21 protein-coding genes are annotated in these 23,847 nt (G+C 54.1%); 19 read left to right on the top strand and 2 right to left on the bottom strand.

Going from position 1 to position 23,847, the window contains the following annotated elements; all coding sequences use genetic code 11:
* The first annotated feature begins 59 nt into the window (after window positions 1-59).
* The gene (locus AC0YN0_RS17650) at window positions 60-1,373 is read left to right on the top strand and encodes an MFS transporter (protein ID WP_475822427.1); all 1,314 of its coding nucleotides are present in this window, start codon (window positions 60-62) and stop codon (window positions 1,371-1,373) included.
* Window positions 1,374-1,409: 36 nt separating this feature from the next.
* On the top strand, window positions 1,410-3,695 hold the full coding sequence (locus AC0YN0_RS17645) for a glycoside hydrolase family 3 protein (protein WP_475822426.1): 2,286 nt from the start codon (window positions 1,410-1,412) through the stop codon (window positions 3,693-3,695).
* Window positions 3,696-4,128: 433 nt separating this feature from the next.
* Here the strand turns inward: AC0YN0_RS17645 and AC0YN0_RS17640 are convergent, their stop codons facing one another.
* Complete coding sequence (locus AC0YN0_RS17640) at window positions 4,129-5,016, bottom strand: LysR family transcriptional regulator (protein WP_475822425.1); 888 nt, start codon at window positions 5,014-5,016, stop codon at window positions 4,129-4,131.
* A gap of 134 nt (window positions 5,017-5,150) precedes the next feature.
* Here AC0YN0_RS17640 and AC0YN0_RS17635 point away from each other — a divergent pair, with 134 nt between their 5' ends.
* From AC0YN0_RS17635 to AC0YN0_RS17575, 13 genes are all read left to right on the top strand, one after another.
* Window positions 5,151-6,650, top strand: coding sequence for a carboxylesterase/lipase family protein (locus tag AC0YN0_RS17635; RefSeq protein WP_475822424.1), 1,500 nt, complete (start codon window positions 5,151-5,153; stop codon window positions 6,648-6,650).
* Complete coding sequence (locus AC0YN0_RS17630) at window positions 6,610-7,764, top strand: AbrB family transcriptional regulator (RefSeq protein WP_475822423.1); 1,155 nt, start codon at window positions 6,610-6,612, stop codon at window positions 7,762-7,764. The genes AC0YN0_RS17635 and AC0YN0_RS17630 overlap by 41 nt, the downstream gene beginning before the upstream one ends.
* A gap of 18 nt (window positions 7,765-7,782) precedes the next feature.
* Window positions 7,783-8,493: an SDR family NAD(P)-dependent oxidoreductase gene (locus AC0YN0_RS17625; RefSeq protein ID WP_475822422.1), complete on the top strand. Its 711-nt coding sequence runs from the start codon at window positions 7,783-7,785 to the stop codon at window positions 8,491-8,493.
* A gap of 113 nt (window positions 8,494-8,606) precedes the next feature.
* Entirely contained in the window at window positions 8,607-9,251 is a 645-nt protein-coding gene (locus tag AC0YN0_RS17620) for a ThuA domain-containing protein (RefSeq protein WP_475822421.1), read from the top strand.
* A gap of 91 nt (window positions 9,252-9,342) precedes the next feature.
* Window positions 9,343-10,101, top strand: a complete 759-nt coding sequence (locus AC0YN0_RS17615; protein ID WP_475822420.1) for a tryptophan-rich sensory protein — start codon at window positions 9,343-9,345, stop codon at window positions 10,099-10,101.
* Window positions 10,102-10,506: 405 nt separating this feature from the next.
* On the top strand, window positions 10,507-10,824 hold the full coding sequence (locus tag AC0YN0_RS17610; RefSeq protein WP_475822419.1) for a copper amine oxidase N-terminal domain-containing protein: 318 nt from the start codon (window positions 10,507-10,509) through the stop codon (window positions 10,822-10,824).
* Window positions 10,825-10,835: 11 nt separating this feature from the next.
* A complete protein-coding gene (locus tag AC0YN0_RS17605; RefSeq protein ID WP_475822418.1) occupies window positions 10,836-11,144 on the top strand; it encodes a hypothetical protein in 309 nt (102 codons plus the stop codon).
* A 253-nt stretch (window positions 11,145-11,397) separates the two neighbouring features.
* Window positions 11,398-13,053 carry an AraC family transcriptional regulator gene (locus AC0YN0_RS17600; RefSeq protein WP_475822417.1) on the top strand — a complete coding sequence of 552 codons (1,656 nt, stop codon included), beginning with the start codon at window positions 11,398-11,400 and terminating at the stop codon, window positions 13,051-13,053.
* Between the two features lie 108 nt (window positions 13,054-13,161).
* Complete coding sequence (locus AC0YN0_RS17595; RefSeq protein WP_475822416.1) at window positions 13,162-14,160, top strand: ABC transporter substrate-binding protein; 999 nt, start codon at window positions 13,162-13,164, stop codon at window positions 14,158-14,160.
* 21 nt (window positions 14,161-14,181) lie between these two features.
* On the top strand, window positions 14,182-15,189 hold the full coding sequence (locus tag AC0YN0_RS17590; protein WP_475822415.1) for a FecCD family ABC transporter permease: 1,008 nt from the start codon (window positions 14,182-14,184) through the stop codon (window positions 15,187-15,189).
* Entirely contained in the window at window positions 15,182-16,207 is a 1,026-nt protein-coding gene (locus AC0YN0_RS17585) for a FecCD family ABC transporter permease (RefSeq protein ID WP_475822414.1), read from the top strand. Before AC0YN0_RS17590 ends, AC0YN0_RS17585 begins: the two co-directional genes overlap by 8 nt.
* 33 nt (window positions 16,208-16,240) lie before the next feature.
* The gene (locus AC0YN0_RS17580) at window positions 16,241-17,836 is read left to right on the top strand and encodes an alpha/beta hydrolase (protein WP_475822413.1); all 1,596 of its coding nucleotides are present in this window, start codon (window positions 16,241-16,243) and stop codon (window positions 17,834-17,836) included.
* Window positions 17,814-18,392 (top strand): nitroreductase family protein, encoded by a 579-nt coding sequence (locus AC0YN0_RS17575; protein ID WP_475822412.1) that lies wholly within the window; start codon window positions 17,814-17,816, stop codon window positions 18,390-18,392. Before AC0YN0_RS17580 ends, AC0YN0_RS17575 begins: the two co-directional genes overlap by 23 nt.
* A gap of 77 nt (window positions 18,393-18,469) precedes the next feature.
* Here the strand turns inward: AC0YN0_RS17575 and AC0YN0_RS17570 are convergent, their stop codons facing one another.
* A complete protein-coding gene (locus AC0YN0_RS17570; RefSeq protein WP_475822411.1) occupies window positions 18,470-19,333 on the bottom strand; it encodes a helix-turn-helix transcriptional regulator in 864 nt (287 codons plus the stop codon).
* A gap of 264 nt (window positions 19,334-19,597) precedes the next feature.
* Here AC0YN0_RS17570 and AC0YN0_RS17565 point away from each other — a divergent pair, with 264 nt between their 5' ends.
* Genes AC0YN0_RS17565 through AC0YN0_RS17550 form a run of 4 tightly spaced genes read left to right on the top strand, consistent with a single transcriptional unit; the run spans window position 19,598 to window position 23,780 of the window.
* Window positions 19,598-20,737, top strand: coding sequence for an LLM class flavin-dependent oxidoreductase (locus tag AC0YN0_RS17565; RefSeq protein WP_442052655.1), 1,140 nt, complete (start codon window positions 19,598-19,600; stop codon window positions 20,735-20,737).
* An 18-nt stretch (window positions 20,738-20,755) separates the two neighbouring features.
* Window positions 20,756-22,066, top strand: a complete 1,311-nt coding sequence (locus tag AC0YN0_RS17560; protein WP_475822410.1) for an ABC transporter substrate-binding protein — start codon at window positions 20,756-20,758, stop codon at window positions 22,064-22,066.
* 4 nt (window positions 22,067-22,070) lie between these two features.
* Window positions 22,071-22,943, top strand: coding sequence for a carbohydrate ABC transporter permease (locus AC0YN0_RS17555; RefSeq protein ID WP_475822409.1), 873 nt, complete (start codon window positions 22,071-22,073; stop codon window positions 22,941-22,943).
* 21 nt (window positions 22,944-22,964) lie between these two features.
* The gene (locus tag AC0YN0_RS17550) at window positions 22,965-23,780 is read left to right on the top strand and encodes a carbohydrate ABC transporter permease (RefSeq protein ID WP_475822408.1); all 816 of its coding nucleotides are present in this window, start codon (window positions 22,965-22,967) and stop codon (window positions 23,778-23,780) included.
* The last annotated feature ends 67 nt before the right edge of the window (window positions 23,781-23,847 follow it).

Raw genomic sequence — 23,847 nt, 5'->3', positions numbered from 1 at the left:
GGTTTCTTTTATAATCAGATTTGTAAGCGTTATCAAATTTCACTCGGGAGGTAGCAAATATGGCTGGAGCAATCGCGAGCAAGCACAATAAAACGTCGTTCGGCAGACTGACGTTCGGCATTATGTTCGGATACGGCTGCATGATGATGGCATTAATGACACCCGCGCTACTATTGTTGACTTTCAAAATGATCGAGATCGATCCCGACGGATACACGTCGTCTTACGGGCTTGTAGCAGGCATCGGCGCATTCTTCGCCCTGATCGGCAATCCGATCGGAGGCGCGATCAGCGACCGCACGAACATTTCGTTCGGACGCCGCCGCACATGGATATTAATCGGCCCCGTTATCGGGTGTGCCGCGCTGCTGTTGGTCGGATTGGCGACAGAGGTTTGGCAGATCGCGATCGGCTGGGCCGTCGCGCAGCTGTTCTTCAACTTCGGAATGGCGGCATACACCGCGCTCGTTCCCGATCAAGTGGCGCCGGAGAAACAAGGCACGGTATCGGGCTTGATCGGGCTCGTGCTGCCGATCGCGATGTCGATTGGCATGGTGCTGATGATCGTTATGACCGACGTATCTTCGGACGTGAAGTGGATTCTGATGTCGGTTATCGGCATCGTCGGTCCGGTCATCAGTCTGTTCATCATTAAAGACGGCAAGGTCGAGACGGCTCAGGAGAAGAAGGCGCATATGCCGCTTGGGGAGAAACTGAGCAAAGTGTACCCGAGCCTGCGCCAATTCCCGGAATTCACTTGGGCGATCGTATCCAAGTTTCTGCTTATGATGGGCTATTGCAGCAGCTTGTATTTAACGGTCATGCTCGTTAACCGCATGGGCTTCACGGAAAGCGAGGCGACGGCGAGCGTCGGTACGATCAACATCATTTCGATGATCGCGATGGCGATTACGAGCGTATTCGGAGGCATGCTGTCGGATAAATTCCGCAAGCAGAAGCCGTTCCTGTACGGCTCCGCATTCATTATGGTTATTGGCATACTCGTATTCGCCTTTGTTCCGAACTACATGGCCTATATTATCGCATCGGCCGTTATCGGTCTCGGCGCCGGCTGCTTCACGGCAGTAGACATGGCGCTCGTCTCGCGGATTCTGCCGCGCAAGGAAGACGCGGCTAAGGATTTCGGGCTCATGAACGTGGCGAACGCATTGCCGCAATCTATCGTTCCCGCGATTGCACCGCTTCTGCTGGCCGTCGGCGGCTGGTCCTTCTTCTATATTGCTCTCGCGATTTGCGTCGTAATCGGCATAGCGGCAGTGAAGCCGCTGCCGGAAATCGGGCAGCCATTCGGTCTAGATCGCAAGACTGGAGCAGGCGACCCGGTTGCTCCTATTCAGACCAAAACGGTTTAATTAATAAATCTGCAACAGGATATGGAGGATACTAAAATGACGAATCATACTGAAAGAGTCGCATCGAACAACCAAACCGAAATTCGCTACGTGAACAATAACGGAGGGCCGACGCTAGGTTATTCAGCCGCATCGAGCGTTCCGATTATCGAGCAGGACGGATTGTCGTTCAAAAACTTAAGCAAGGACGGCACCTTGAAGCCATACGAGGATTGGCGTCTGACGCCGGAAGAGCGGGCGAAGGATCTGGCTTCCCGCCTGTCGGTCAAAGAGATCGCCGGACTTATGCTGTACAGTCGGCACCAATCGATTCCGGCGGCAAGCGGCGGCTGGTTCTCCAGCACGTACGGCGGCAAGCCGTTCGAGGAAAGCGGCGCGCAGTCATGGGATCTGACCGATGAGCAAAAAGCGTTTCTTGCGAACGATCATCTTCGCCATGTGCTCGTTACCGTTGTGGAAAGCCCGGATACGGCAGCGCGTTGGAACAACCTTGTGCAGGCGTTCGCCGAAGGAACGGGCTTCGGCATACCGGCCAACAACAGCTCCGATCCGCGCCACGGTTCGGATTCCAGCTCCGAGTTCAATGCGGGTGCCGGCGGCAGCCGGGTATCGAAGTGGCCGGAGACGCTCGGACTGGCTGCGTCGTTCGATCCCGAAGTTACGCGCAAGTTCGGCGAAGTCGCTTCGAAGGAATATCGCGCCTTAGGCATGACGACGGCTCTGTCGCCGCAGATCGATATTGCGACCGATCCGCGCTGGTTCCGCTTCAGCGGCACGTTCGGCGAGGATTCGGCCTTGTCGGCCGATATGGCAAGAGCTTACGTGGACGGCTTCCAGACGTCGGAAGGCGATCGTGAGCTGGGTAATGGCTGGGGCTATGACAGCGTCAACGCGATGGTGAAGCATTGGCCGGGAGGCGGTTCGGGCGAAGGCGGCCGGGATGCGCATTTTGCCTGCGGCAAATATGCGGTCTATCCGGGAGGCAATTTCGAAGAGCATCTGATTCCGTTTACGGAGGGCGCGTTCAAGCTGGACGGGAAGACGGGGCAAGCTTCCGCGGTCATGCCTTATTACACCGTTTCGTACAATCAGGATAAGGTGAACGGCGAGAACGTCGGCAACTCATATAGCTCGTACTTGATTACGGATCTGCTGCGCGAGAAATACGGTTATGATGGCGTCGTCTGCACGGACTGGATGATCACCGGAGACGAATGGGGAAGCAAAGCTTCGTTCTTGACGGGCAAGCCATGGGGCGTGGAAGGATTATCGATTGCCGAACGCCATTATAAGCTCATCATGGCCGGCGTCGACCAATTCGGCGGCAACAACGAGGCGGGGCCGGTACTGGAGGCGTACGAAATGGGCGCCGCGGAGCACGGAGAGGCGTTCATGCGCAGCCGCTTCGAGAAGTCTGCCGTACGTCTGCTGCTGAATATGTTCCGCCTTGGCTTGTTCGAGAATCCTTATTTGCTTCCAGAGGAAAGCGTTGCCCAGGTAGGAAACGAGGCATTCCTGCAGGCAGGCTTTGAAGCGCAGCTGAAGTCGGTCGTCATGCTGAAGAACCAAGAGCAGACGCTTCCGCTTCCTGTTAGAAGCAAAGTGTATGTACCGAAGCGATTCACGCCGGCAGGCCAAGACTGGTTCGGCAATCCAACGCCGGAGAGGTTGGAGCATGCGGTCAACATGAACGTCGTCGGACGTTACTTCGACGTAACGGACAATCCGGACGAGGCGGACTACGGACTCGTATTCATCCATAATCCGAAGCCGGGCTTCGGCTACAGCGAGGAGGACGCGGCAAGCGGCGGCAACGGATACGTGCCGATCAGCCTGCAATACAGGCCGTATACGGCCGAGCATGCCCGCGAGCATAGCATCGCCGGCGATCCGCGCGAAGGCGATGTGCTGGACCGTGCGTATAAGGGAAAATCGGTGACGACGCATAATGAGAGCGACCTCGATACGGTGCTGGAGACGAAGGAAATGATGAAAGGCAAACCGGTTATCGTATCCATGCTGTTGTCCAACCCGGCGATCGTAGCGGAATTCGAATCAGAGGTAGAAGCGATCGTCGTGAACTTCGGCTTGGAGGAGCAAGCATTGATGGATGTGCTTTCCGGCGCTTTCGAGCCGTCCGGCTTGCTGCCGATGCAAATGCCGGCCGACATGAAGACCGTCGAGGAGCAGCTTGAGGACGTCGCTCATGATATGGACTGCCATGTCGATTCCGAAGGCCATGCATACGACTTCGCGTTCGGGCTCAACTGGAGCGGCGTAATCAACGATGCCCGTACAGCCAAATACCGCAAAACCCGCTAAGTTAAGCACCCTGAATAGCTCAACAGTTGGCCACCCGACGAGCCGCCGGTGAACGATGGTAAATGAATAACCCCGCAAAGCGTTGATTAAGCGCTTTGCGAGGTTATTTTTCGTTGTTTAGGAAATGATTGAGCTCGAAATGGGAGGTAAGCTCCTGCACGGCATGAGGCGGTACGCTCCAAAAGTCAGCTAATCCGCTATAGAGTCATTCTAGGCAACTAATTAGTCTTGTACCAAGCGAGCCACCTGTTTAGTTCGATATCAGGCAACTAAACGGGCTAGTTTGGTGAATGGGTGGCGAATCGGCCGAATTAGTTCGATGAAAGGCAACTATCGAGCCCGCAACCGTGTGGCAACTAAGATTAGTACGACGAAATGTACCTAATGAGCCATGTACCCGGCGGATAATTCACCGTTAGGTGATTTTGTTCTTTTACTGGCGTTGATCGTTAATGGTCTTAAACAGCTCGATCGTAAAGTCCTTGAACGTTTTCGTCGCGTTCGACATATAGCGGTTGCCTCTCCAAGAAAGGTTAATATCGCGGTGGCTTTCCGGCTTCTCGATCGTGACGGGGACGATACTGGGACTTAGAATGGATCGCTGCGTGATGGAAGGAATCAACGCGATGCCGACTTTAGCCTGAAGCATGACCTTCACCGTCTGCACGCTGTCGCTCTCGAACACGATATTCGGCTGAAAGCCGGAGAAGTGGCAGAGGCTGTCGGAGAGCGTCCGTATGCTCGCGCCTTTCGTGTAGCTAACGAAATTGTATTCGGCTGCCTCGCTGAGATGGATGCTTCCGCGCTTGGCCAGCGGATGGTCGGCATGAACCGCGAGCACGAGATCTTCCTTGAGCAGCAGCGTATTGTTCAGCTCCGGATAATGCGACGGCGTAGCCGATATGCACAGATCCCAGTCGTTCGACAGAAGCGATTCGTCCTTGTCCCGGCGCACCAGTTGCAGATTGATTTTCGGGTAAATTTTATAAAAGTTGATGAACAGATCGGGCATCAGATTGGACGCCGCAAGGATAAGCAGCCTTACTTTGCCGCTAGGCTCCTCGGTAGCATCCTTCAGTTCCAGCAGCGAATCGTCAACGTGGTTAACGATAACGATGGCATGCTTGTAGAATTTCGCTCCGTGCTGGTTCAATTGAATCGAACGCCCGATGCGGTCGAATAGCTGCACGCCGACCTCCTTCTCCAGCAAGGCAATCGTCTTGCTGATCGAGGGCTGCGAAACATGGCATTCATCGGCTGCGCGCGTAATGCTGCCGCACTGGGCAACCTTGCAGAAATACCGTAATTGCAACAATTCCATAACGATTCTCCTCGCAGATTCATAACCTTCAGGCTATGTTTGATATGAATGATTATGTATTAGACGTTTAGAACGGTCAAGACTATACTTGGTCTCAAGCAAGGCAAAGCGTGCGGCATGAAGGGGGTGAGCATGTGATTGTGGAGACGCGTTACGGCAAGATACGAGGACACCTCGATAACGGCATGCTTTCGTTCAAAGGGGTCCCGTATGCGAGGGCGCCTGTCGGGAGCCTGCGCTTCCAACCGCCTCAAGCACCGGAAGCATGGGACGGTGTTAAGGATGCAACAAATTACGGCAATCGTGCCATACAGCAGACGCGGGAGGAAGGCTTTTCCTATTCGGAAGATTGCTTGAACCTGAATATATGGACGCCGGCGGCAGACGGCAGCAAGCGGCCCGTCATCTTCTTCATTCACGGGGGAGGCCATGTGGAGGGCTCGAACTCCGACGAATTTTCCGCCGGACACCGGCTTATTAGGGGCAAGGATGCCGTCATGGTGTCGCTTAACTATCGGCTGGGCGCTTTCGGTTATCTATATTTGGGCGGTATTCTTGGTGAACGGTACGCCCAGTCCGGCAATTGCGGCTTGCTCGACCAGCTGTTCGCGCTGCAATGGGCGAGGGACAACATCGCTTCGTTCGGCGGCGACCCGGACAACATCATTCTGATGGGACAGTCGGCAGGGGGCAAATCGGTCGCGAATCTCATGGTCACTCCGCTCGCGCGAGGCATGTACAGCAAGGCCATTATCCAGAGCGGGGGCGTGCAGTGCATTCGGGACCGCGCAACGGCAATGGAACTGGCGAGCCGCGTATTGCGGCCGCTGGGCATAGAGGAGCTAAAGGACGCAGACGCAGCGGAAGAAAGGCTGCGGAGCATGGAGGCCGAAGAGCTGCTGGCCGCGCAGGTTGAGGCATATGCGCAGTTCTCGTCAGCCCATCTATTCGGCCCGGTCATCGACGGGCATGTGTTACATGAACCGCCCGAATGCTACATCAGCTCGGGCAAGCTGGGCGCTACTCCGGTGCTCATCGGCTATGCGCGAGAGGAGCTGACGCCGGCAGAGAAAGATCCTGCATTCGACGAGGCAGACGTACCCGACAAGCTTTTCTACACCTATGGCAACCATGGCGAAGGGCTTCTCGAAAAGTATAAGCAGTTCGCCCATCAAGCTCATCCGAGCATCGCCTTCGGCAAGCTGCAGACGCAGTATGTGTACGGCAATGCGAGCATCTCGCTTACGCAGCTGCTTGCGGAGAGCGGCTGCGAGGTGTGGTGCTACCGCTGGGATTTCGAAGGCCGGGGCTTGCCGAACCATTCCTCGGAAATGCCTTATCTGTTCGGAGTCGGCAAGGCGGAGCGCGAAGACGGTTATGATCCCGAGCATGCCTACATGGATGAGTGGATGAACGAAGCGTGGATGGCTTTTGTGACGAAGGGCAATCCGAATCATCCGGCGCTGCCATACTGGCCATCCTGCAGCTCGGGAGAAATCGGTTATCGGCTGCTGCTGGACGAGAGGCCGAATGTCGAGCCGCTTCATCTGCATGCTTACGATAAGCGGTTTCCGATGCAAGTGATTTCATTATATGAAAGCGGTTCATCGCGGGCGGGAGGAATACAGAATTGACGGCATGAGCAGCTCGCTTCAAATGATCATTACTTTTTCAATCGCGATTGCAACGGGCTGGCTGGCCAAAAGGTTAAAAATTCCTGCAGGCGCTTTGGTCGGCGGCATGATCGGCGTATCCGCCTTTCACGTTCTGACGGGAGCGGCAGCAGTCCCGGGTTTGGCAAGACCTATCCTGCAAATGGCAGGAGGGGCGCTTCTAGGCCATGCGATCAGCAGATCCGACTTGTTCAACTTAAAGAGGCTAGTCAAGCCGGCACTGCTGCTTATACTCGGTCTGATCGTCATCAATATCGTTCTGGGCTACTCGCTCTTCAAGCTCAGCCATCTCGATCTGACGACGGCGATGTATGCGGCCGCGCCTGGCGGCGTATCGGATATGTCGCTGATTATCGAGGAGATGAACGGCGATACGACGACCGTCTCCATTTTGCAGATTTTCCGGTTATTCAGCATCTATTTGCTGTATCCGCCCGTGTTCAAGCTGTTGGCCAGAAAGCTCGAACGGAAGCCGAGATCGGGACATGGGCAAGAGCAAGGCAGCAGCCTGGAAGCAGCCGCCCGGGAGATAAGCGGGGCCTCGGAAGCGCCGAAGCGGCGTTGGCGCTGGTCGCCTGCCGCCAAAGAGCAAACCGGAAACTTCACTCTGACGATGCTGTCCAGCTTGTTCGGCGGACTGTTGTTCATCTTATTGAAAGTACCGGCAGGAGGCATGGTTGGAGGCGTATTATTCAGCGGCATGTTCAACGTCCGAACCGGACGGGGCTACGTGCCGAAGAAATTCGGATTTTTCCTTCAAGCAGGGGTCGGCGCCTTGATCGGCTCGAACATGACCAAGGAGAGCTTAGTCGCGGTCCGGCATTTGATTTTCCCGATTCTGATCATGACGGCGGCGCTTATTTTATTCACGGTTATTTTAGGCTATGCGATGTTCAAGCTGACATCGCTGGACATTACGATAAGCGTGCTCGCGATTACGCCGGGCGGCATTCAAGAGATGTCGATGATCGCAAGGGATCTCGGCTGCGATACGACGCCGGTCGTCGTCATGCATACGGTTAGGCTTGTCGCCGTTATCTGCATTTTTCCAAGCGTCATTAAGTTGCTCCTATAGAAAGGATGAACGACGAACATGAACATTCTCATTACCGGCGCGGACCGGGGGCTCGGATATGGTATGACGGAAGAACTGCTGAGGCGCGGTCATACGATATTCGCCGGACAATATTTGAACGAATGGAACGAGCTTGAAACGCTTCAGCAGAAATATCCGGAGAGACTGCACTTTATTTCGCTGGACATAGGCAGTCAAGATAGCGTTGAGGAGGCGAAGCGACGGATCACGCAAACAACGGATCGGCTCGATGCCATCATCAACAACGCGGGGGTCAACGGACGAAGCGCGGATGATGAGCCGCTCAAGCAGAACTACGAGACGATGCTGGCGGTGTATAACATCAACGCGATCGGCGCAATTCGCGTGACGGAGGCCTTCCACGACATGCTGGAGAAGGGGAGCGGGAAACGGCTGATGTTCATCTCTTCCGAGGCGGGCAGCGTAACGGAGAGCAACCGGACGGACTTCTATTCCTACTGCATGTCCAAGGCCGCGCTCAATATGTACGTCAAAATCCTGTTCAACCGTCTGCGGCCGGACGGCTATCAGTTCCGGCTGTATCACCCGGGCTGGATCAAGTCTTATATGGGCGGTCAGCTATCCGACCGCGGGGAGCTGACGATTGCCGAAGCGGGCGAGCGTGCCGTTGACTATTTCTTCGATCAGCAGGTGGATGAGGAGCAGCTTGTGCTTCGCGGCTACGATGGACGTATTTTATCTTTTTAAAAATATAAGAAAGTATAAAATTTTTGTTTATATTGTGCTTATAAATTAGAAAGGGATAGCCCCGTGTCGCTCTAAAGCGGTACGGGGCTGTCCCGAGGAGAGGATGAAGGGTAATGGAACAACGCCGATATAAGGCGCTTGCGCTAGGTCACTATACGGATGCGAGGTATCATCCGTTTACCGATATCGATAAGGAACTCGAGTCCATCTTCGAGGGCAATCTGCAGGTGGAGAGTACGGATCAATACGAACGATTGAATACGGAGGAGCTGTCTTCGCACAGGCTATTCATCTCATACACGGAATTTATGAGGGAGAAGCCGCTGCCGGCCGATCAGGTTGCGGCGCTGCTATCGTATGTGGCAAGCGGAGGCGGTTTGCTTGCTATTCATAACGGCATATCGTTGCAGCGCAATGACGAACTGGCGAGCATGCTGGGGGCTGCGTTTACGGGCCATCCCGCATTTACGGCGCTGCCGGTCGGGATTAGCGCGCCGAATCACCCGATCATGCAAGGGATCGATGCCTTCACGGTCGATGACGAGCCGTATCGGTTCGCGTTCAATCCGCTTCAGCGGACGACGATATTGGCCGAATACGAGCATGAAGGAGAGAGATGGCCTGCGGCATGGGCGCATGAATACGGACTTGGCCGAATCGTTTATTTGATGCCGGGACATCAGCTGTCGGCCTTCAAGGTGGACATGTACCGCAAGCTTATTCTGAACGGCGGATTATGGGCGGCGCGAATCGAGTAAACGCTTAAAGAAAAGACAAGGCCCATATGAATAAATGTCGGACAAGATGGGTATGTATCAAACATAACGACTCACCGAGAGGGTTGATAGGATGAGGGTTCTAAATGCGGCGGCGCTTGTCTTGGTTATTGTCATGAATGTGTTGGCAGATCGACTGCCGCTTGGCGGCAAAACGACGGGAGAACTTTCCGCGCAGTATCCGGTATTGATTACACCAGCCGGTTACGCATTCGGCATATGGCTTGTCATTTATGCGCTGCTGATCGCTTTTGTGGTCTATTCCTTTACTAAGAAGGGAAGGGAGAGCAAAGCCGTTCAGGCGGTCGGCATCTATTTCATCCTTAGCTGTCTATTCAACGTTGCTTGGCTGCTGGCCTGGCATTATGAATATGTGAACAGCAGCGTATTCATTATGCTCGCGCTCTTGTTATCGCTTATCGCCATTTATATGAGAATCAACTCGTCCGTTGTGCGGACGGCTGCAACAAGCTCCGACCGCTGGCTGGTGAGGCTGCCCTTCAGTCTCTACTTAGGCTGGATCAGCGTGGCAACCATCGTCAATATCGCATGCGCCCTGTACGCCGCCGAATGGCAGGGTTTCGGCTTATCCGAGGAAACGTGGGCGATCATCATGCTGTCCGTCGCCTTCGTATTAGCTATATGGGTTGGTGCGACTAGACGCGATCCGGTCTTCATGCTCGTCTTCGTCTGGGCATTCGTCGCCATCTTCGTCAAGCAGCAGCAAGCGCACACCGCCGTCGCCATCACCGCTATCGTTCTAGCCGGCATTATCGCCGCTGGTTTGGTCGTGGTCACCTTAAGGCACCAAAAAACGATGCAGCATAAATAAATACCTTAAATGAAAAAGCGACAGCAAGGGCGAGTAAATCTCGTCTTTGACTGTCGCTTTTTTCTGTTTATTTTGGGAACTTTTCCAAAGACGATTCGTCTAGGTAGATGACGTGAAGGGGTTAGCGGACAGAGACTGCTATGTTGGATTTCTGCAGGATAGAGAGTGCCTAGGAGAGTCTATAGGTTGCTATACTGGATATTTGCTTCAACTTCGCAATGGGATGTTTGATCATCGGCAGTTACCCGGGATCGCAAGCCTACGCCAATACCTCTACATATACAGATTCAGCGAAATCCATCTCCGCACCGATTACAGTATCTTGGAATGGGAGTCAATTGACTTTAAGCCATGCTCCGGTCATGAGAAATGGGAGAGTGCTTATCCCGATTCAAAACGTACGTTTTGAACGGAAAGCAAGCAACTTTCGACGTTCCCCCGACAACGATTAATGGCGTTACCTATATGCCGCTTCGCTTCTTTGCCGAGCTTATGAATGCCGACATCAAGTGGAACGCGAAAAGCAGTACGGTCGAAATCGGGTATGAGCAGAGTCTCCATACCGCGGTTGTTGGCCATACAGCCGTATGGCTGGATACAGACGGCAAAACCCTGTATTATTCGGATAATTATAAAACGCCGGTGGCGATCAAAAATGTCGTTCAGGAGCTGAAAGGCAGCTGGGGAACGGTGTCCCGATCAGATTACAAGCGCAATCATTAAGGACGGCGCTATTGTTGCAAGATCGAGCGTTCTGTATAGTCGACAATGAAAAAAGCATTAGCACCGTTAACGGAAACGCGGTCATGCTTGACCAAGCGGTTCTGAAGCTCGTACAGCCCGATGGTAAGGCTGTCTGCAGCTATGATCTAGCGGAAATAACGGGGCTTAATACCGTCTTTACCGTTGAAGCAGTTTACGACGATTATTTGCTTATTCGTACGCATGATACGAGAATGTTAATGGGTATTCAGTTGTCCACCAAGGAATTCGTCTACTTGTACAAGCAATTATATACCGAGAAGGAGAAGGAAACGTCCTAACTTTCTCTCGTCAAGCCGTAAAAGCTTACTACGGCGGCGGTTGGGAAGCTCTTACTACTTCGTATACAATTCCTCAGAAATAGATCAAGCAGCCCTCATCATGATCGTAGGATGAGGGCTTTTTGTCGCTCTGATGTGAGCTATTTCCAGCTATTGCAGTTCCTCTGATTGCTGTAAACCATTTCAAAGCTGGTTTATATTTGATACACTTAAATGAATATGATTATCACTATCATTTACGGGAGAGTTGCCAATGGCACTGCATATAAAAGGAAACGAGCAAGTCGAGCCATTGCTCGGGAACGGAATTGATGAGTTAACAGCGAAGCTGTGGGATATTGAGATTGTGTCAGGCGGCCAAGCTCTTCGTATGATGCCGCAGCTGACGACTCATAACGCGTTGCTTGTGCTGCTGAACGGTTCGGGAACATTGATGCGGGATGCTTCAATTGTTCGCATAAAGCAGGAGACGGTATACGTCGCTCCGGCAGAGAGCACATTCGGCTTCGAGGGAGTGATCGGAGAGGAATGCGCCGTTGCCGTCATTCACTTCCGATTGTTCCGCGAATCGAGCCGAAGCCAGGAAAAGCTGCTTGCGGAGCATGCGAAGGAGCTCGTCGGAAGATGGGATGGCGTTGCGCTGTCGCCAGCCGGCCGATTAAGCGGGCTGTGCCGGATGATGAAGGAGCAGCATGGGAGCGAGGATCCGCTTTCCCGCTGGCGGGCGCAGATGACCCTGCAGGAACTGCTCTATGAGATATTCACAGCTGCGCGCAGACGTCCCAAAGCGGACAGCCGCGAGGCGCTTGAGCAGGCAAAGACGTATATGGATGAGCATTACGGCGAGGAGCTGACGATTGAGCGGCTGGCGGGAATCGCGGAGCTCAGTCCGAAATATTTTGTTGATTTGTTCAAGAAGCATTACGGCGTAAGCGCGCTGGATCATCTGACGCATGTCCGAATGAGCAAAGCGAAGCGGCTGATGCTGAGCTCGGACATGCGTCTTAAGGATATTGCGCATATGGTCGGATACGAGGACGAGTTTTATTTCAGCCGCAAATTCCGCAAGTCGGTCGGCCTCTCTCCAACTGCCTTCATTAAGAAGCGAAGGAACAGGCTTGCGGTGTACGGCTCCGCCTCGCTTCTTGGTTATTTGACGCCGCTGCATGTCGTACCATATGCCGCTCCTCTACACTCAAAGTGGGCGGGATACTATTTCAGCTTGATAGGCGCGGACATTGCTGTGCATTTGGACGCCTATCGCCACAACTACCATAAGGAGGCCAACCTTGCCACGCTTGCTGCTGCGAAGCCATCGTTCATTATTTGCCCGGCCGGACTTGAGTCGGAAGAGAAAGCGAAGCTTTTGGAGCAGGCCGAGGTCTACGAGCTGCCCGGAGAGGAAGCCGGCTGGCGAGCGGGGCTGCGCGCGGTTGCGAATCGGTTGGACGAGAGCGCCGAGGCTGAGCGGTGGATCGAGGCGTATGATCGAAAAGCGCTTCGCGCACGCGAGAGCTTGGAAAGCGAAGGCCGGGCGATTCTTACGGTACGGCTAATCAAAAACCAGCTGTATGCTCATTGCAACCGCGGCATGGCAGATGTTCTGTTTGGCTCGCTTGGCGCGACATTTCCGATCGCAGGTGCGATGCTGCCGTTCGATCGTCCAATTACGCTTGAGGAGCTCAGCGGGATTGAAGCCGATGTGGTGCTGCTGCTCATCTGCCAGGAGACGGAGACGCTGGAAGCGTGGAAGGCGCTCCGTCAGTCGCCAGAGTGGCTGTCCCTGCATGCCGTTCGCGATGAGAAGGTGAAATTAATCGCCTCCGACCCTTGGCGCGAATATTCAGCAAGCGCGATGGAACGGATGCTGGACGACGCTCTGGGCTTTTTATCAGGAAAACGTCCATAAAGGTTCAGGATTTTGTCCATGGTCGCAAAGAGACTCTTCGATTACTATCAATAATGATAGTCATTCTCAATTAAGGCTTCACCAATCGAAGGGAGATTTTTGTTCATTATGAAAAAAGCAATGTTAAGTATAGGTCTGCTCGTCATCATGGCTATGTTAGCGGCAGCATGCGGAAGCAACGGCAACAACACGAATGCGGGAGCGTCGGATACGCCGGCTTCGAATACGCCTGCTACGGAGGCGCCGAAAGAGGAGCCTGCAGCAACGACCAAAACCGTTAAATACTTGGATAAAGAGTATGTGCTTCCGGCAAGCACGGAGCGCATCGTTATTACGGGCGCAGTAGAAGCGATGGAAGATTCTATCGTCCTGGATGTAAATCCAGTTGGCGCCATTACATTCTCCGGCGTATTCCCTCCGTTGTTCCAGTCGATTACGGAAGGCGCGGAGTCGATCGGCGAGAAGACCGAGCCTAACTTCGAGTCGATTTTGGCGCTGAAGCCTGACGTCATTATCGGTTCGTCGAAGTTCAAGCCTGAGGTTACCGAGCAATTGGAAAAAATCGCGCCGACGATTCCTTATTCCCACATCGCGACGAACTGGGAAGCGAACCTGCAGCTGCTCGGAGAGCTGAGCGGCAAGCAGGAGCAAGCGGCACAGGCTATCTCGCAGTATAAGACGGACCTCGATGCGGCGAAGACGAAGCTGGGCGATAGCATGAAGGGCAAGAAGGTTGTAGCTGTACGCATTCGCGGAGGCGAGATCTTCGTCTATCCGGAGGGTGTATTCTTCAATCCGGTACTGTACGGCGATCTGGGCATTGAAGTGCCGGCGGAGATTACCGCAGCGAAGGCACAGGAAGCAGTGTCGGTAGAGAAGTTCGCAGAGATGAACCCGGACTACTTATTCGTGCAATTCTCGGCAGACGAGAATGTTGAGACGCCGAACGCGCTGGAAGATCTGCAGAACAACCCGATTATCAAAAACGTTAACGCCCTTAAAAATGGCAAGGCGTTCGTCAACATCGTCGATCCGCTTGCGCAAGGCGGCACGGCGTACAGCAAAATCGAATTTCTCAAAGCAGCAGTAAGCAGCTTGACCCAATAGATTCAATAAGGCGTGTTATTTATGCGAAAAAAAACCGCGCTGCCCGCGATCATTCTTATGATCGCTCCTGCAGCGGCAATCATTATGATCGTATTATCCGTCCTGTACGGGGCGAAAAGCATATCGGTTAATGAAATATGGGAGTCCATCGTCCGGTTCGATGCGAATAATGTCGATCATCAGATCGTAATGACCTCCCGCTTGCCAAGGGTGATCGGCGCCATGTTAATAGGCGCCTTTCTTGCCGTATCGGGAGCGCTCATGCAGGGGATGACAAGAAACTATCTTGCTTCTCCCTCTATTATGGGCGTATCAGACGGCTCGGTATTTGTTGTAACGCTCGCTATGGTGTATTTGCCAAATACGCATTCGGTTGGCCTCATTACGCTGTCGATGATCGGCTCGGCGCTTGGAGCCGGGCTCGTATTCGGCATCGCATGGCTCATTCCGCACGGGATGTCGCCGGTTCGGCTAGCTATACTAGGCACGATTATCGGAACTTTCCTTAGCGGGGTGGCGGAAGCCGTTGCAACCTATAACCAAATCTCCCAGGGACTTAGCTTCTGGTACAATGCTCGGCTGCATCAGCTTGATCCGGAACTGATCAAGCTGTCCATTCCGTTCGCGATTGTCGGCTTAGGCCTCGCGTTTGCTTTATCGAATTCCGTCACAGTGCTCTCACTCGGAGACGAGGTGTCGGCTAATCTAGGCGTGCGCACGAAGCTGATTAAAGGTTTGACGATGCTGTCGGTCGTTATTCTGACGGGCGTATCCGTGGCGCTGGCCGGCAAAATTGCTTTTGTCGGGTTGATTGTCCCCCATATCGCCAGATTTCTGTCCGGCGTCGACTACAAATGGATTATTCCCGTATCGGGCGTGCTCGGGGGACTGTTCCTGGCGCTCTGCGACTTGATCGCGCGTTTCTTCAACTATCCGTTCGAGACGCCGATCGGCGTCGTGACGGCATTGTTCGGCGTTCCTTTCTTCCTCTATCTAATCAAGACAAGAGGAGGCGGCAAGCATGCGTAAATCTTCGGCTCGAAAGTACATGGCCGTGCTTGCGGGGCTGCTGGCCGTTATTGCTTGCGCCGTATATCTCAGTCTGACGAACGGCACGTTCGATATGTCGGTGCTCGATGTTGTGAAAACGCTGCTGCGGCTTGATCCGAATCATGAGCATGACTTGGTCATATTCGAGTTTCGCTTGCCGCGTATCGTGCTGGGCGCGTTAGTCGGCTTCGCGCTCGGCGTTGCGGGGGCGGTCATACAAGGCGTTACGCGCAACGGGCTGGCCGACCCCGGTATTCTAGGCATTAATGCGGGCGCAGGAATGGCGGTGGTGCTGTTCATGTTTCTATTTCAGGGAGAGATGAATACGACCGGTTGGCTCGCTGTATTCACGATGCCGATGTTCGGGGTTGCCGGCGGCTTGGCGGCGACGGCGATGATCTATCTGTTCGCCCGCGAGCGGGGAAGCGTCGATCCGCAGCGCCTTGTTCTTGTCGGCATTGCCGTCTCCTTAGGGTTCGGGGCGGTTACGATGTACGTTTCGCTTAAAATGAATCCACGCGATTTCGAGATGGCTGCGGTCTGGATGGCTGGGAGCATATACAGCGCGAATTGGAAGTTCGTCGTTATGATGCTGCCATGGATCATCGTTCTCGTACCGCTGCTTTGGACGAGGGCGCAAATCCTCGATCTGTTCCAGCTGGAAGAGTCCAGCGTTAGAAGCCTCGGTGTAATGGTAGAGCACGAACGCAACAAGCTGCTGCTGGGCAGCATCGGGCTTGTCAGCGCCAGTGTAGCCGTATCCGGCAGCATTGGCTTCGTCGGGCTGATCGCGCCCCATATGACGAGACGGCTCGTCGGTCTTCAGCACCGGCTGAGTCTGCCAATCAGCGGATTGGTAGGGGCTGCGATGGTGATAACCGCCGATTTCATCGGCAAGACGTTGTTCGCTCCGGCGGAGCTCGCGGCGGGCATTGTCATCTCGATTATTGGCGTGCCTTATTTTGTCTACTTGCTAATGCGATCGAGACAAGCATAACGATTCAGCCGGAAGGAAGGGAGTTAACTTACGATGAACAGATATCAGAAACTGTCGGCCCAGGGACGCGGACTTCTTCTCTATCTGCCGAGCTCTTACGGAACGTCGCCGGAGGCACGGTATCCCGTTGTTTATGTACAAGATGGAGGCGAGCTATTCGAAGCCTGCTTGAATCAGCTGGAGCATCTATTCCAGCAGGGCAGGCTGCCGGAGCTTATTCTCGTCGGCGTCGAATCCCCTGACCGAAATAACGATTATACGCCATGGCCCGCGGATTCTCTGCTGGAAAGCTATCCTGCCTTCGGCGGTCAAGGGCGCGCTTATGTCGATGAGCTTGCAGACATCGTCAAGCTATATATCGATACAAATTATCGAACGTTGCCGGACGCCGCGAATACGGCGATTATCGGCGGCTCCTTCGGCGGCCTCATCTCTATGTTTGCAGGGTATTGGCGGCCAGATACGTTCGGCAGACTGGGCTTGCTGTCGACTTCTTTTTGGTATAAGGGCGTGTTGGATTATGTGCTGGAGCAGCCTGCTCTAGCCGAGCATATTCGGATCTATATGTCCGTCGGCGATTGCGAAGGGATTTATAAGAAAAATACACAGATGAACATGGTGCCGTATACGAAGCGGGCGCATGCAGCTTGGCTCGCGAAGGATGGCGATGCTCGACGTATCCGGTTTGAGCTTACGGAAGGCGGAACGCATGATTTGCACTGCATGGCGACCCACTTCCCCGAAGCACTCGCTTTCCTATTTGCAGAAGGAGAAGCCGGAGCATCTGACCGTGCGGTCAAGGAGCTTGCCTACACGATATCGGGTACGCGCCAGTGGAGGATGTACGCGAGGCGTACGGGTCGGGAGTATCGGATATTCGTCTATGTGCCTTCGGCGCCGCCACCCGAGCAAGGATATCCGGTGCTGTATGCGCTGGACGGCAATGCTTCTTTCGGGTCGCTCGCTGAAGCCGTTCGTCTGCAGGGTCGTCCGCCGCGCGGCTTCGAACCATGCGTCGTTGTCGGCATCGGATATCCCTCCGACGAACCTATTGTGTCGGAACGGCGATTCTTCGATTATACGGAGAAGGCCGATTCATCGAAGCTGCCTGCACGGCCGGATGGCTCGGCTTGGCCGGAGACGGGCGGCGCGAGCGAGTTTCTCGCCTTTATCGAGGAGGAGCTGAAGCCGGCCGTCGAACGGCGCTTCAACATTGATCGCGAGCGACAGTCGCTCTTCGGCCATTCCTTGGGAGGATGGTTCGCGCTGTATGTGCTGACCGAGAGGCCAGAGGCGTTCTCAGCGTATATTGCTGGCAGTCCGTCCATCTGGTGGAACGGCTCTGCGCTGCTCGAACGACTGCCGATGGCGCTTGCTCATTTGCCGAAGCGTGCACCGATCGCGCTTTACATTGGAATCGGCTCGGAAGAGAAGCCGTCAATGGTCGAAGAAGCCGAGCGGATGCATCTGCTGCTGCAGCCGTATGAGGAGCAAGGGCTGCTCAGAATGTCATACCGTAAGTTCGAGAACGAGGGACATGTGTCGGTTATCCATCCGCTTATAAGCGGCTTACTTCGTTTTATTATGCAGAAAGAGGGTGCTACGAATGGAGTTAATTCAGCTCATTAAGGAGAGGCGCTCCGTGCACCGGTTTGAGCCGAAGGAAGTGCCGGTCGAGCTGGCAATGGAGCTGCTGGATACGGCAGTGTGGGTGCCGAATTACCATATGACGCAGCCTTGGCGTTTCATTATCAGCACCGGCCAAGGCAAGCGTCGTATGGCGGAAGCTGTCCGCCGCATGAAGGAAATACGTGAGCCCGATGCGTCGAAGCGCGAGGCTACCGGGCAGAAGTTTTATGATAAAATCATGTCCATTCCGATGATTATTACGGTTGTCATGGAAGAGAGCACGAATTTGATCGTGCGGGAAGAGGACTACGCCTCGACGAGCTGCGTGATCCACAACTTCAGCTTGCTTGCGTGGGAGCGTGGCATCGGTCTCGTATGGGAGACGTATCCGTGGCTGCTTGAAGCGGTCTTCCGCGAAGCGATGGGCATTCGGCCAGGCGAGAAGGTGCTTGGCAATCTCCATGTCGGCTACCCCGCAATGATACCGAACGCCCAGCCTCGTATCCCGGCAGCTGAGCGGGTCACTGTGTTTGACGGAACGACGTCTGCAGAATAGGACAAATGAACAAATAGCGGCGCAGGAAGGTGTTCCTGCGCCGCTATTTGTTATGTCCGCTTATTTCCTTCCAGACGTTATTGTTCCCCTTTTCGATAAATAGCCGGAGCCATGCCCATCTGCTTCTTGAATGCTTTGGAGAACGAGAACAAGTCGGGATAGCCGACGGAAAGCGCAATTTCGGACAGCTTATAGTCGGTCTGCTTCATCAGCAGCACTGCCTCGTTCATTCGCAGCTGCTGCACATATTTCATTGGCGATTGGCCGAAAGCGCGATGAAACGACTTGGACAAGTGAGTACGCTCAATGCCGATGTAATCGGCTACGCTCTCGATCGAGATGCCGTCAGCATAGTGAATCTCGATGTAATCCTTCGCTTGCTGCAGCCAGGTGCCGGAGGATGCTGCATGAGCTTTCGGACCGCTCGGCGGAACGGTTAACACATCGAAGATACGATGGAATACAGATAGCCGAGCGAGATCAGAGTGCGGCCGTTCTTTATTGGTGACGAGCTCGAAGAAGCCCTCCATGGCTTGAAGCGCTTCGCTTGTAAGTCCGCCCCGCATATGCGGGCTGTATGGCGTTAGCCCGATTCGCTCCAGCAGTTGAAGCGCATGTTTGCCGTCGAAGGCGAAGAACGCCTTGCGCAGCAGCGCCTGCTCGGAGGTGTAATATTCATGCGTCACCTGCGGGAACAAGCAATAAATATCGTTCGGACGCAGCGCATACGTCTGGCCGCCTTGATGGAAGGTGCCTTCTCCTTCAATAACGGCGATTAAATAATAATAGGGCGATATACGGGGGCCGATATGATAGTTCGGTTTGGCCATATTGGCGCCGAGTCGGATAGGCCAAGCCGCGCCTGCCTTCTCGAAGGACGATGGCGTGAAATAATGAATTTCCAACAGCTCGTGGTTATCCTCTCTCATCTGCTCGAACATGGCAACCGCTCCTTTTACACCTGCTTTTAAAATCAATGAAACCACAAAATGACAAACGATTCAACATACAAATTGACATTGACCCGCATCAGCTTGATTGATATTATTCAGGTAACAAATTAATCCGATAAGGTTTGTTGGTTATCTTCCGGACAACTGGCGGTTCAACGATAATCGCATCGCAAGCGTTTGTGGTTGCAATCTATTTCATATGAGATACCATTCTTTACTTCACGATAACGAAGCGTAAAGGGGACAACAGCAATGAGTAATCAGACAGGGGCACAAGTAGAATTCGGCTGGTTCATTCCAACGAACGGAGATGGACGATACATCGGCGTTAAGCCGGAGAGAGAGCCGTCGCAGCAATATTTCGTAGAGGTCGCACAGGCTGCCGAGGAAGCGGGTTATGAGTTCGCGTTAATACCGGCCGGCGGCGAATGTTGGGATGGATGGATCGTTGGATCTTGGGTCGCATCCGCAACGAAGAAGCTGAAGCCGCTTATCGCGATGAGACCGGGACTGATTACGCCGGTGCTGGCTGCGCGGATGGCCTCCACGCTGGATCGGATGTCGGGAGGAAGGGCGCTCATTAATGTCGTGACGGGCCATTACCCGGCTGATCTGAAGGCAACGGGGGATCCGCTTCATGGAAGCCATGATGAGCGGTATGAACGGACGAAGGAGTTTCTTGAAGTCGTTAAGGGCGTATGGCAGCAGCCGGAATCCGGAGCGGAAGGCTTCAATTACGCCGGCCAGCATTACGAAGTGGAAGGCGGCGTAAGCAAGCCGGTGCCGCTCCAGCAGCCGCATCCACCGCTTTACTTCGGAGGCAGCTCGGAAGCGGGCAAGCGCGTAGCCGCCGAGACGGCCGATGTGTACTTGATGTGGACCGAGCCGCTCGATTGGATCGAAGGCCAAATTGCCGAGATGGAGACCTACTTGGCTGAGCTCAAGGAGAAGAAGGGCATCGACCGCAAGCTGCGCTACGGCATTAGGGCGCAGGTAGTCGTACGGGAGACCGAAGAAGAAGCTTGGGCAGCCGCTTGGAACATTCTTAGCAAAGCCGATCCCGAGCAGTTGAAATCGAAGGAAAAGCTGCACTCGAAGACGGATGCGCTGAATCAAAAACGTCAGATGGATCTGTTCAGCGGCTCGAAGGAGCAGAATTACGTCATTGGACCGAACCTGTGGTCGGGCTTGTCCGCTATTCGCGGGGGAGGGGCCGTCACATTCGTTGGCACGCCGGAGCAAGTATCCGATCGCTTGATCGAATTCGTCGAGGCTGGCGTAACGTCGTTTATTTTGTCGGGCTACCCGCATTTGGAAGAAGCCCGTATATCGGGCGAGCTATTGTTGCCTCTTGTGAAGCAGAAGCTGGCCGCTAGAGGCATCCATACTTAATTTATCGGAGGAATGGATATGAGACAAATTCAGATTAAGAAACCGCAATTGGCATTATTGGCGCTTATGCTCGTACTAAGCACGGTGCTTGCAGCTTGCGGCTCTAACAATACGAATACAGGCAATAAACCGGGTGAAACTGCGGCTGCTCCGGGAGGCGAAGCCGAAGGCGGCAAGCCGGTCACGATCAGCTTCATTCACTGGCGCGGAGAGGATGCGGCGGTGCTCGACGAGATTATTAAGAAGTTTGAAGCCGAGCATACGAACATCAAGGTAGAGACGCAAGTATTCCCGTCCGATCAATATCAATCGACGGCGCAAGCCAAGCTGCTTGACGGCTCGGTAGGCGATGTGTTCGCATCGTTCCCGGGCGCGCAATTCGAAGCGATCGCGAAGGCGGGACTATTCACCGATCTGAGCGGCGCTCCGTTCGTAGCCAACTTTACGGATACACTCATTAAAGCCGGACAGAAGGACGGCAAGCAACTCGCGCTTCCTTATCAGCTCGTGTATAACATTCCTATCTATAACGTGAAGCTGTTTGAGAAATACGGCATCGAAGTGCCGAAGGATTGGGATGGCTTCCTTGCGGCAGCCGAGAAGCTGAAGCAAGAAGGAATCGTGCCGATTGCATTCCCGGGCGCCGATATCGGACCAGGCCAGTTCATGAACCCGATGGTCATGAACAACGCGCCGGACGAGGCGATCTTCGAGAAGCTCGAAGCTGGCGAAGCGAAGCTGACCGACGAGTGGTGGGTGAAGACGCTGACTCAGTTCAAGGAGCTGAACGATAAAGGCTACTTCCAGAAGGATGCGCTCGGAACGAAGGGCGACGCTGCCGGTGCGCTGTTCGTACAAGAGAAAGCAGCTATTTTGGCAACGGGCTCTTACCAGCTTGTAGGCAATAAGAAAAACAATCCGGAGCTTCAACAAGGCCTGCTCGCACCGATTACGGTACCGGCTGACCAAGCCGTGTTCGAAGGCATTCATACGACGACGTTCATGCTGGCGGTGAACAGCAAGTCGAAGCATCCGGAAGAGGCGAAGACATTCATCGAGTTCCTTAGCCGCCAAGACATTGCGGGCGAATATGCGAACGGCACGGGTCAGAACGTAACGATTAAGGACGTAGAATATACAAGCGATGAATTAAAAGCAGTCGCGGAGTGGACGTCGAAGAAAACGCGCTTCCAGCCGCGCTTCACGATCAAAAACGCGGAAGTTCAAAAAGCGGTTACGAGCTCCATTCAAGCGGTGCTTGGGGGAACGGATCCGGCGAAAGCTGCGGCGGATGCGCAAACGATCGTCGATCAGCAGATAGGCAAGTAAGGACATGAAGAAGAATCTGAAGCTGTTACCGTTCTTCTTGCCTGGCGTGGCGCTTTATTTGGCGCTCTTCCTCTATCCGACGGTAACGGGCTTCTATTATTCCTTGACCGATTGGGACGGCTTATCGCCGTCCTATCAGTTTATCGGAGCGGATAATTATGCGAACGTAGCCAAGGATATTATTTTTCACAAGTCGATCGTGAACAATATCAAGTTCATGGCCGCCGTCGTCGTGCTGCAGACGGTCGTTTCGCTGCTGCTGGCGCTTCAGCTGTCGAAGCAGACGAAGGTGAACGTCGCGCTGCGGTCGCTTTATTTTGTGCCAACGATATTGTCGTCGGTGTCTGTCGGTTTTATTTGGACATTCGTCTACGATCCGTCGCTCGGCATGCTCAACAATGCGCTTGAGGCCGTCGGCCTGTCCTCGTGGACGCAGAACTGGCTCGGCGACGCAGGCATCGCGATCTTCTCGATCGCTGCGGTGCAAGCGTGGGCGCATATCGGACAGATGGTTATTTTGTTCGTAGCCGGCCTGCAGGCAATCCCCGAGGAGCTTGTGGAATCCGCGAAGCTTGACGGGGCGACGAAGCTGCAGCTGTTCTGGCGCGTCATCTGGCCGCTGCTTGCTCCGGCAGCAGCGATCGTCGTATCGTACACGACGATTCAATCGTTCAAGGCGTTTGATCTCGTCTTCACGATGACCGGCGGCGGCCCGGCGTATTCAACCGAAATATTGTCGACCTATATTTACAATTCGGCGTTCATGAACTATACGTTCGGCAAGGCGTCGACCGCGTCCGTTTATTTTCTCGTTCTTATCTCGCTCATTACGTTTCTTCAGTTCCGCGCGCTGCGGACGGATCGTGTATCTTACTAGTAGGCAGGCAGGTGGTATGGTTTGGCGTTCAAATGGTTAGGAAGATTGCTGCTGCTCCTGTTCGCAGCCGCGATCATCGCTCCGTTGCTTATCGTATTGTTCACGTCGCTTAAGACGACGCCTCAGTTCTATGCAAATCCGCTGGGACTGCCAAAGTCGCTGTCGTTCCATAATTACAAATCGTTGTTCGACGGACAGCCGATGTGGGGATACTTCCGCAACAGCATCGCCGTTACGTTAAGTACCGTAGCGCTGGAGCTGATGCTTGCAGGTTTCATCGGATACGGCATTATGCGCTCGGGAAAAAGAGTCGGAGCTGTCGTATTCGGTCTGTTTGCTGTCGGTCTCATGGTGCCGTCGCAGGTCAATATGATCCCGATCTACTCTTTCGTTCATAAGCTGGGCTGGAGCAATTCGCTTACGGGGCTCGTTATCGTGTCGGTATCCGTACTGCTGCCGCTATCGGTGTTCATGCTGACGGGCTTCATGAAGACGCTGCCTAAGGAAATATTGGAGGCGGGCGAGATCGACGGAGCAGGGGAATGGACATTGCTGGCGCGTATCGCGCTCCCGCTTAGCGCCCCATATCTCGCGGCGACAGCTGCATTCCTATTCGTTATCGTATGGAATGATCTCCTGTTCCCGATGCTGCTGCTTAACGGCAAGGATAAGCTGACGCTTCCGCTTGCGATGCTCCAATTCCGCGGCGAATACATTACCGATTATCCGGTGCTGCTGGCCGGTGTCGTGACCACGGCATTGCCGATGATCGTTTTGTTCGTGTTTTTGCAGCGTTACTTCATATCCGGCGCGCTTGCAGGCTCGCTCAAGGGATAGCTTCATTCATAAGACAAGGCCAACCGCCCTGGGACGGTTGGCCTTATTTGTTGTTCAAGATAATCTT

It is taken from the genome of Paenibacillus sp. J22P218, assembly GCF_056269195.1.
Note: the sequence above shows the minus strand (reverse complement) of the source record. Positions and strands in the feature narration are given on the sequence as shown.

Bases quoted from the DNA above. Each gene is read 5' to 3' on its own strand.
- AC0YN0_RS17650 (WP_475822427.1), top strand. From the start codon at position 60: ATGGCTGGAGCAATCGCGAGCAAGCACAATAAAACGTCGTTCGGCAGA.
- AC0YN0_RS17645 (WP_475822426.1), top strand. From the start codon at position 1,410: ATGACGAATCATACTGAAAGAGTCGCATCGAACAACCAAACCGAAATT.
- AC0YN0_RS17640 (WP_475822425.1), bottom strand. From the start codon at position 5,016: ATGGAATTGTTGCAATTACGGTATTTCTGCAAGGTTGCCCAGTGCGGC.
- AC0YN0_RS17630 (WP_475822423.1), top strand. From the start codon at position 6,610: ATGAAAGCGGTTCATCGCGGGCGGGAGGAATACAGAATTGACGGCATG.
- AC0YN0_RS17625 (WP_475822422.1), top strand. From the start codon at position 7,783: ATGAACATTCTCATTACCGGCGCGGACCGGGGGCTCGGATATGGTATG.
- AC0YN0_RS17620 (WP_475822421.1), top strand. From the start codon at position 8,607: ATGGAACAACGCCGATATAAGGCGCTTGCGCTAGGTCACTATACGGAT.
- AC0YN0_RS17615 (WP_475822420.1), top strand. From the start codon at position 9,343: ATGAGGGTTCTAAATGCGGCGGCGCTTGTCTTGGTTATTGTCATGAAT.
- AC0YN0_RS17600 (WP_475822417.1), top strand. From the start codon at position 11,398: ATGGCACTGCATATAAAAGGAAACGAGCAAGTCGAGCCATTGCTCGGG.
- AC0YN0_RS17595 (WP_475822416.1), top strand. From the start codon at position 13,162: ATGAAAAAAGCAATGTTAAGTATAGGTCTGCTCGTCATCATGGCTATG.
- AC0YN0_RS17590 (WP_475822415.1), top strand. From the start codon at position 14,182: ATGCGAAAAAAAACCGCGCTGCCCGCGATCATTCTTATGATCGCTCCT.
- AC0YN0_RS17585 (WP_475822414.1), top strand. From the start codon at position 15,182: ATGCGTAAATCTTCGGCTCGAAAGTACATGGCCGTGCTTGCGGGGCTG.
- AC0YN0_RS17580 (WP_475822413.1), top strand. From the start codon at position 16,241: ATGAACAGATATCAGAAACTGTCGGCCCAGGGACGCGGACTTCTTCTC.
- AC0YN0_RS17575 (WP_475822412.1), top strand. From the start codon at position 17,814: ATGGAGTTAATTCAGCTCATTAAGGAGAGGCGCTCCGTGCACCGGTTT.
- AC0YN0_RS17570 (WP_475822411.1), bottom strand. From the start codon at position 19,333: ATGTTCGAGCAGATGAGAGAGGATAACCACGAGCTGTTGGAAATTCAT.
- AC0YN0_RS17565 (WP_442052655.1), top strand. From the start codon at position 19,598: ATGAGTAATCAGACAGGGGCACAAGTAGAATTCGGCTGGTTCATTCCA.
- AC0YN0_RS17560 (WP_475822410.1), top strand. From the start codon at position 20,756: ATGAGACAAATTCAGATTAAGAAACCGCAATTGGCATTATTGGCGCTT.
- AC0YN0_RS17555 (WP_475822409.1), top strand. From the start codon at position 22,071: ATGAAGAAGAATCTGAAGCTGTTACCGTTCTTCTTGCCTGGCGTGGCG.